At 62.9% G+C, this 1,643-nt stretch carries 2 protein-coding genes; both read left to right on the top strand.

The features are described 5' to 3' along the window. A partial coding sequence (locus ACH2EH_RS11440) for an FAD-dependent oxidoreductase (protein ID WP_395141761.1) occupies positions 1-823 on the top strand: 823 nt, incomplete at its 5' end. Between the two features lie 5 nt (positions 824-828). Further along, positions 829-1,643 (top strand): UxaA family hydrolase (locus ACH2EH_RS11435; protein ID WP_395141759.1); only part of this gene is annotated, 815 nt, incomplete at its 3' end.

Here is a 1,643-nt window from a genome sequence, read left to right as displayed (position 1 = left end):
CGACGAGACCACGGAGCGCTTTCTCAAGCGGCGCGGGTTCTCGCCGCTCTTTGTGGAGAACTTTATCCGCCCGTTCTTTGGAGGTGTCTTTCTGGACCCAAGCTTGCAGACATCCGCGCGGGTCTTTCAGTTCTGCTGGAAGATGCTCTCGGAGGGCGATGTCGCGCTGCCTGCCCGAGGAATGGGAGCCATCGCCGCCCAGCTCGCCGCGGGGCTGGACATTCGTCTGGAGTCGCCGGTGGAGAGCCTCGCTACACTGGATGCAGACGCAATCGTGGTGGCGACGCCCGCACCCGAGGCAGCGCGGCTCACGGGAATCGCCACGCCTGAGGGCAGTGTGGGCACGACCACGCTCTACTTCGCCGGGAAAGTCCCGCTCTGGCAGGGCAAGAAACTGCTACTCAACGCCAACTGCGACCCTTTTGTGAACCATGCCGCACTGCTCACCAATATCGCCCCTGAGTACGCCCCCGACGGGGAGTGCCTCCTCTCGGCGTCGGTGATAGGCGTTCCCACCACCGATGATGACACGCTCTTTGCCGCCGCACTCACGGATCTACGACGGATGTTTACCGGCGATACAGCGGCTCAGTCCGCGCTCGCTACCTACCACCCACTTGCGGCCTACCGGATTCCCTACGCGCAGTTCGCCCAGCCGAAAAACTTCTGGCAGACGCTTCCCCAAAATAGCACAACGCTTCCCAAAACCTACTTCGCCGGTGAGTTTACTACCGCGAGCAGCACGAACGGAGCCATCCGCTCTGGTGAGAAAGCCGCCACGGCGATTCTGGCAGGAGCAAGCGAGAGTGATGGCGAATACTAGAGGCCATGGAAGCCCGCGCCCTTAAGATTCACCCCGACGACGACGTGGCCGTTTTGCTCTCCCCGGCAATTGCCGCCGGGACGCACCTTCGTATCGGCACCCACGATTACTACACCGACCAAGCCATTCCCTCCGGCCACAAGATCGCCCTTCGGGCCTTGGCCGCAGGCGAGGTGGTGCGCAAGTTCGGCCAGCCTTTTGCCCGCACGACGGAGCCTGTCGCACCCGGCCACTGGTTGCACACACACAACGCCAAGACCATGCTCGGGGCCAACGAGGCCTACGAGTACGTGCCGTATACGCCCCCCCCCAACCCCCGTCAAACGGGGGAGTTTAATGGGTTTTTGCGCGCCGATGGGAAAGTGGGCATTCGTAACGAGCTGTGGGTGTTGTGCACGGTGGGCTGCATCAACAAGATGGCCGAGACCGTAGCGCGAGAAGCGCACGCAAGGCTCTCGGGTAGGAACGGCATTGATGGGGTCTACGCCTTCACACACCCGTACGGCTGCGCTCAGCTCGGCGGCGACTTGCAGCAGACCCGGCGGCTGATCGCGGCACTGGCGGCACACCCGAACTGCGCGGGGGTCTTGCTCATGGGCCTAGGCTGCGAGAACAATGCGCTGATGGATCAAGTGGCCGCGTTTCGCGTGGCGGATCAAAACCGCGTGCGCTACTTCTCCGCCCAGGAAGTGAGCGACGAAATAGGTGAGGGCGTGCGGCTTCTGAGCGAGCTGGCGGAGCTTGCCGCCAATGACATTCGCACGCCGCAGCCGCTCTCTAAATTGGTTCTGGGGATGAAGTGTGGCGGCTCCGATGGGTT

The sequence above is a fragment of the Armatimonas sp. genome, from assembly GCF_043760365.1.
Taxonomy (GTDB): Bacteria; Armatimonadota; Armatimonadia; order Armatimonadales; family Armatimonadaceae; genus Armatimonas.
This window is presented reverse-complemented; position numbering and strand designations above follow the sequence as displayed.